Annotated in this window: 9 protein-coding genes; 8 read left to right on the forward strand and 1 reads right to left on the reverse strand. The window is 68.7% G+C overall.

Features of this window, described 5'->3' with window-relative positions; translation table 11 throughout:
* The 3 genes from sphsw_RS10055 to sphsw_RS10065 form a co-directional block, all read left to right on the forward strand.
* Window positions 1-189: DUF6456 domain-containing protein (locus tag sphsw_RS10055; protein ID WP_031440504.1), on the forward strand; the 189-nt coding region annotated here is incomplete at its 5' end.
* Window positions 174-1,121: a diaminopimelate epimerase gene (gene dapF / locus sphsw_RS10060; RefSeq protein WP_031440505.1), complete on the forward strand. Its 948-nt coding sequence runs from the start codon at window positions 174-176 to the stop codon at window positions 1,119-1,121. The genes sphsw_RS10055 and dapF, both read left to right, overlap by 16 nt.
* An 84-nt stretch (window positions 1,122-1,205) precedes the next feature.
* Entirely contained in the window at window positions 1,206-1,760 is a 555-nt protein-coding gene (locus tag sphsw_RS10065; RefSeq protein WP_031440506.1) for a fasciclin domain-containing protein, read from the forward strand.
* 243 nt (window positions 1,761-2,003) lie between these two features.
* On the opposite strand, the gene sphsw_RS10070 is transcribed toward sphsw_RS10065, so the two are convergent.
* A complete protein-coding gene (locus sphsw_RS10070) occupies window positions 2,004-3,269 on the reverse strand; it encodes a NupC/NupG family nucleoside CNT transporter (RefSeq protein WP_031440507.1) in 1,266 nt (421 codons plus the stop codon).
* 161 nt (window positions 3,270-3,430) lie between these two features.
* Here sphsw_RS10070 and sphsw_RS10075 point away from each other — a divergent pair, with 161 nt between their 5' ends.
* The 5 genes from sphsw_RS10075 to sphsw_RS10095 all read left to right on the forward strand — a co-directional run.
* Window positions 3,431-4,075, forward strand: a complete 645-nt coding sequence (locus sphsw_RS10075; protein WP_031440508.1) for a queuosine precursor transporter — start codon at window positions 3,431-3,433, stop codon at window positions 4,073-4,075.
* A gap of 132 nt (window positions 4,076-4,207) precedes the next feature.
* On the forward strand, window positions 4,208-5,125 hold the full coding sequence (gene argB / locus sphsw_RS10080; protein WP_031440509.1) for an acetylglutamate kinase: 918 nt from the start codon (window positions 4,208-4,210) through the stop codon (window positions 5,123-5,125).
* A gap of 179 nt (window positions 5,126-5,304) precedes the next feature.
* Complete coding sequence (locus sphsw_RS10085; protein WP_031395935.1) at window positions 5,305-5,607, forward strand: YggT family protein; 303 nt, start codon at window positions 5,305-5,307, stop codon at window positions 5,605-5,607.
* A complete protein-coding gene (locus sphsw_RS19375; RefSeq protein ID WP_031440510.1) occupies window positions 5,604-5,900 on the forward strand; it encodes a DUF167 domain-containing protein in 297 nt (98 codons plus the stop codon). The genes sphsw_RS10085 and sphsw_RS19375 overlap by 4 nt, the downstream gene beginning before the upstream one ends.
* Before the next feature lie 10 nt (window positions 5,901-5,910).
* A partial coding sequence (locus tag sphsw_RS10095) for a tetrahydrofolate dehydrogenase/cyclohydrolase catalytic domain-containing protein (protein ID WP_031440511.1) occupies window positions 5,911-6,126 on the forward strand: 216 nt, incomplete at its 3' end.

The following is a 6,126-nucleotide window of genomic DNA, read 5'->3' on the forward strand; positions in this document are numbered from 1 at the left end:
GGCGAGGGGCTGCCCGCGGCGGAGCGCGCGCTGTCCTGGCCGGCGCGCGCGGGGCGGCTGGTGCTGACGCTCGCACTCGACCGGCTGGCGACACATTATGAGGGCGGGGACGTCAGAGGGCGCGAGGGGGGCGGCGGCTCGCCTTTGCGCGGCGACGGGGTTAAGGGCGCGGCATGCGCTTCGAACTGATCAAATGTCACGGCTCCGGCAACGATTTCCCGCTGATCGACGCGCGTGCGCTGTCGCTGGGCGATGCGGACTGGGCGCGCGTCGCGCGCGCGCTGGCGGATCGCGCGGGGCCGGTCGGGGGCGACGGGCTGCTGCTGTTGACTGCGGGTGACGAGCAGGGGCGGGCGTTCGGGATGCGGATGTTCAATTCCGATGGCAGCGAATCGGAGACGTGCCTCAACGGGCTGCGCTGTGTCGCGCGTGCGGGGTTCGCCGCGACCGGGCTGACGCGCGCGACCGCTCGGCTGAAGACGAGCGATGCGCTGGTCGTGCGCGATGCGGCAATCGCGCCGGGCGTGTTCACGGTGCGCGAGACCGCGGGGCCGGCGTCGCTCGACGTGGCGGCGTGGCCGATGCATGTCGATGCGGACCAGATCGTCGAGGCGCCGCTGGCCGGACTGCCCTTGACGCGCGCGTTCACCGCGGTGGCGATGCCCAACCCGCATCTGGTGGCGTTCGTCGAGGCGGTCGACGATGCCGAGCTGGTCCGCGTCGGCGAGGCCTGCGAGGCGGCGCCCGACTGGCTGCCCAACCGCGCCAATGTGAGCTTTGTCGAGGTGCGCGGGACCGACCTGTTCGTCCGCACGCATGAGCGCGGGGTCGGGCTGACCGACAGTTGCGGCAGCGCGATGGCGGCGTCGACCTTTGCCGCGTGCCTGACGGGGCGGATCGCGTACGACACGCCGACGACGGTGTTCAACCGCGGCGGGCTGGTCCGCGCCGAGGCGGGGGCGGACGGCATGGTGACGCTGTCGGGCAATGCGACGGTCGAATGGACCGGCTCGGTGACGGTCGATCTGGATGCGGGCGAAACCGGTGCGCGCGACCTGGTGATCGCGCGGCGGCATGACGAAGAGATTGCCGCCTGGGAAACATTGCGCACCGGAATGTAAAAAAGCGTGTGCATCGTTGCGGCCGGGGTGGCCGTATCTTCGCCGCGGCAGCCGGATCATCGGCGCCGATCAGGAGAGACTGTCATGACCCCCCTGTTTCGTACCACGATCATTGCCGCCGCTGTCGCCGTCAGCGGCACCGCGCTGGTCGCCGCGCAGACCAACCCGATGGTCGGCGGCGCCGCGATGTACCCGACCAAGACGATCGTCGAGAATGCGGTCAATTCGAAGGATCACACGACGCTGGTCGCCGCGGTCAAGGCCGCCGACCTGGTCGAGACGCTGTCGGGCCCGGGGCCGTTCACGGTCTTCGCGCCGACCAATGCCGCGTTCGGCAAGCTGCCCGCGGGGACCGTCGACACGCTGCTCAAGCCCGAGAACAAGGCGCAGCTGGCGGGCGTGCTGACTTATCATGTCGTGCCGGGGACGATCATGGCCGGCGACATCGCGGCCAAGGCGAAGGCGGATGGCGGGACTGCGAGTTACACCACCGTGCAGGGTGAGCCGCTGATGTTCATGAAGTCGGGCAGCGGCTGGGGCATCATGGACGGCAAGGGGCACAAGGGACGGATCACGATCGCCGATGTGCGCCAGTCGAACGGGCTGATCCATGTGATCGATACGGTGATGCTGCCGTGAGGGGGTGAGGGTTTCTAGCCTCACGTGCCCTCACCCTCCCACGCTTTGCGTGGGCCCCTCCCTCTCCCCCGAGGGGAGAGGGGTTTTGGGGTCCCTCTCCCCTTGGGGGAGAGGGAAGGAGGAGCCTTTAGGCGACGGGAGGGTGAGGGGTGGTTGGGATGACCGGCCTCGAGCCTCTCGTGCCCTCACCCTCCCACGCTTCGCGTGGGCCCCTCCCTCTCCCCCGGGGGGAGAGGGGTTTGTTCAGCTGATCAGGAGGCCGGCTAGGGCGGCGGACATGAGGTTGGCCAGGCTGCCGGCGGCGAGGGCGCGGAGGCCGAGTTTGGCGATCATGGGGCGCTGGTTGGGGGCGAGGCTGCCGGTCACCGCCATCTGGATCGCGATCGACGAGAAATTGGCGAAGCCGCACAAGGAGAAGGTGATCACCGCGATCGTCCGCGGGCTGAGCCCGGGTTGGGTGCCGAGCGAGATATAGGCGACGAATTCGTTCAGCACGATCTTCTGCCCGAACAGCCCGCCGGCGATCCCCGCCTCGCTCCACGGCACGTTCAGCAGGAACATGATCGGCGCGAAGACATAGCCGAGCAGACCCTGGAAGCTGAGCCCCGGCAGCCCGATCATGTTGCCGAGCCCGCCGAGCAGGCCGTTGGCGAGCGCGACCAGCGCGACGAAGGCGAGCACCATCGCGCCGACCGCGACCGCGAGGCGGACGCCGGTCTGCGCGCCCTGGGCGGCGGCCATGATCAGATTGGCGGGCTTTTCCTCGTCATGCGTCGCCTGCGGCATGGGCTCGCCCGCGGACGATTCGCCGGGCAGGTCGCCGAGCGCGAGCTCGCCCTCGGGCGGCGTGACGCGGTCGGGCATGATGATCTTCGCCATCAGGATCCCGCCGGGCGCGGCCATGAAGCTGGCGGCGAGCAGATAGTCGATGCGGATCCCCATCGAGGCATAGGCCGCGAGGATCGTCCCCGCGACGCCCGCCATCCCGCTGGTCATCACGGTGAAGAGCTGCGCCGGGGTGAGGCCGGCGAGATAGGGGCGGATGACGAGCGGCGATTCGCTCTGGCCGACGAAGATGTTGGCCGCCGCGCAGAGCGATTCGACCTTCGACACGCCGATCACCTTCTCGATGCCGCCGCCGACCCAGCGCACCACGAACTGCATGATGCCGAGATAATAGAGGATCGAGACGAGGCTGGCGAAGAAGATGATGACGGGGAGCGCGGCGATCGCGAAGCTCTGGCCGCCGATCTCGGGGGTCGCCATCTTGCCGAACAGGAATTCGGTGCCCTTTTGCGAATAGCCGAGCAGGTTGGCGACGCCGCCCGACATGCTGCCGAGCACGACCTTGCCGAAGCTCGAATAGAGCACGAGGATCGCGATGCCCGCCTGGAGCGCGAAGGCGGCGCCGACGATCCGCAGCCGGATCGCGCGGCGGTCGCTCGACAGCAGCACCGCGATGCCGAGGATGACGGCGATGCCTGCAAGGCCGATGATCAGTCTTTCCATGGACGCCCTGCGTTTTGGTACGGTGACACACGCGGCCCCCCGGCTGCGCAAGCGGCCGACATGACACGGGTACGCCGTGCTCGCCAGTCATTTGACGCCTGCACGCTTTCAGAAGGGCTAGGCATTTGACGGCGCGCGGCATTTCGCTAGCGTCCGGCGCGATGACCACAGACCTTCCCGCGTTCCCGCGTTCGCTCTTCATTTTCTCTGTCCTCTATGGCGGCATGGTGTGCATCGCCGGCGTGCTGGGGGTGAAACAGGTCGCGCTCGGGCCGCTCGCGGTCGAGGCGGGGATCTTCGCGTTCCTGCTGCTGGTGGTGATCAGCAGCGCGATTTCGGAGCTGCACGGGCAGAAGACCGCGACGTTCCTCGTGCGGCTGGGGTTCATCCCCCTGCTGGTGTCGGCGGCGCTGATCCAGCTGGTGCTCGCGCTGCCGCATGATCCGGGGATGTACCCGCCCGCGGTCGACGCGTTTCCGGTCGTCGTCGGGCAGGGCGCACGGATGATGATGGCGGGGCTGATCTCCTACGGGATCTCGCAGACGCTCAACGTGCTGATCTTCGCGCGGCTGGCGGGGCCGGTCGGCGGCGAGGGCAGGCTGGTGTGGCTGCGCGGGATGATCGCGAGCATCGTGTCGCAGGTGATCGACACGGTGTTGTTCATCACCATCTCGTTCCTCGGTGCGCGGCCGATCGTCGAGCTGATGGCGGGGCAGATGCTGACCAAGGTGGTGTTGTCGGTGGTGCTGGTGCCGTTTGCGATCACCTTCTTCGTGCGGCTGGGGCGGCGGCTGGACCGGGTTTGACCGGGCCGGCCACCTGATGTGTCCCCGCGAAGGCGGGGACCCAGACTGGGCTCCCGCCTTCGCGGGAGAACAGGGAGGCAGGCGGGCCCCCGGCGGCTTTCACTCCCTCCCTCAACTGGCTAAGGGGGCGGGATGACCGATCATACGCCCGATCCCGCCCTGCTCGCCAAGGCCGAGACGCTGACCGAGGCGCTGCCCTATCTGCAGCGTTATGCCGGCAAGACCTTCGTCGTGAAATATGGCGGGCACGCGATGGGCGATCCCGAGCTGCAGCGCGATTTCGCCGAGGACATGGTGCTGTTGAAGGCGGTCGGGATCAACCCGGTCGTGGTGCATGGCGGCGGGCCGCAGATCGGCTCGATGCTGAAGCGGCTGGGGGTCGAATCGCGGTTCGTCGACGGGCTGCGCGTGACCGACAAGGAGACCGCGCAGATCGCCGAAATGGTGCTGGCGGGATCGATCAACAAGGAAATCGTCGGCTGGATCGGCCAGGCGGGCGGCCGCGCGGTCGGGATTTCGGGGAAGGACGCCGGCCTCGTCCTCGCGCAGAAGGTCGGGCACGGGCGCGAGCCCGACAAGCTGCAGGGGATCGAGCGGCATGTCGACCTGGGGTTCGTCGGCGAGCCGATCGCGGTCGACCGGACGATCCTCGACACGCTGATCGCCGCGGACATCATCCCGGTGATCGCGCCGATCGGGATCGGTGCGGACGGGCATACCTACAACATCAACGCCGACACGATGGCGGGCGCGATCGCCGCCGCGATGGGCGCGGCGCGGTTCTTCCTGCTGACCGACGTGGTCGGCGTGCTCGACAAGCAGGGCGAATTGCTGACCGATCTGGATCCGGCGAAGATCGCCGAGCTGCGCGCCGACGGGACGATCACCGGGGGGATGATCCCCAAGCTCGAGACCTGCGTCGCGGCGGTCGGATCGGGCGTCGACGCGGCGGTGATCATCGACGGGCGCGTGCCGCATGCGATGCTGCTGGAGATTTTCACGCGGCAGGGGGCCGGGACGCTGGTGAGTGCGCGGGGTGGGGCGCGGTAGGGGTTTTTCTGCCGTCATCCCGGGCTTGACCTGGGATCCAGGGTCACGGGCCGTGGTGCTGCTTGGCTCTGGGTCCTGACTTTCGTCAGGATGACGGAAGGGGGTTGTTTGGAGGCGGCGGGGTTCTCGTTGTCGGTCCGCTGCCTTATATAAGGCATACACCAGCGGAGACCCTTGCCTTGCTCGCCCTTCTTCAGATCGTCCAGTTGCTGCTCAACCTCGTCTGGTGGGTCATCATGATCCAGGCGGTGATGTCGTGGCTCATCGCGTTCAACATCATCAACACGCAGAGCAATGTCGTCCGGTCGGTATGGGAGGCGCTGCAGCGGATCACCGAGCCGCTCTATCGGCCGATCCGGCGGATCCTGCCCGATTTCGGCACGCTCGACCTGTCGCCGCTCGTCGTGCTGCTGATCCTGTACATCCTGACCAACATCGTCGTGCCGAACATCGCACAGAGCCTGCTCGCCCCCGGTCTGTGAGCGAGCCGGCCGCCTGGCGTGCGGTGGACGGCGGTCTGGCGATCGCGGTCCGCGTGACGCCGCGCGGCGGGCGGGATGCGCTGGCGGCGGGGACGCCGGAGCATCTGGCCGCAAGGCTCGCAGCGGCGCCGGTCGATGGCGCCGCGAATGCCGCGCTGATCGCGCTGGTCGCCAAGAGCTTCGGCGTGCCGAAACGCGCGGTCACTATCGTCGCGGGCGAGACCGCGCGGCTGAAACGGCTGCATGTCGCGGGCGACACGCCTGCGCTGGCGGAAATCGCCGCCGCGCTTTAGGACGGCGGGCATGAGTGCGACCATCATCGACGGCAAGGCCTTCGCCGCCGGCCTCCGGGCCCGTATCGCCACCGGCGTCACCGCCTTTGCCGCAGCGGCGGGCCGCGCGCCCGGGCTCGCGGTCGTACTGGTCGGCGAGGACCCCGCGTCCACCGTCTATGTCCGGTCGAAGGGCAAGGCGACGCGCGAGGCGGGGATGGTGAGCGTCGAGCACCGGCTGCCCGCC

The organism is Sphingomonas sp. FUKUSWIS1 (assembly GCF_000733135.1).
In the GTDB taxonomy this organism is placed as follows: Bacteria; Pseudomonadota; Alphaproteobacteria; order Sphingomonadales; family Sphingomonadaceae; genus Sphingomonas; species Sphingomonas aerolata.

Excerpts from the sequence above, each read along its gene's own strand:
- sphsw_RS10065 (WP_031440506.1), top strand. The coding sequence starts at position 1,206 with ATGACCCCCCTGTTTCGTACCACGATCATTGCCGCCGCTGTCGCCGTC.
- dapF (WP_031440505.1), top strand. The coding sequence starts at position 174 with ATGCGCTTCGAACTGATCAAATGTCACGGCTCCGGCAACGATTTCCCG.
- sphsw_RS10070 (WP_031440507.1), bottom strand. The coding sequence starts at position 3,269 with ATGGAAAGACTGATCATCGGCCTTGCAGGCATCGCCGTCATCCTCGGC.
- sphsw_RS10075 (WP_031440508.1), top strand. The coding sequence starts at position 3,431 with ATGACCACAGACCTTCCCGCGTTCCCGCGTTCGCTCTTCATTTTCTCT.
- argB (WP_031440509.1), top strand. The coding sequence starts at position 4,208 with ATGACCGATCATACGCCCGATCCCGCCCTGCTCGCCAAGGCCGAGACG.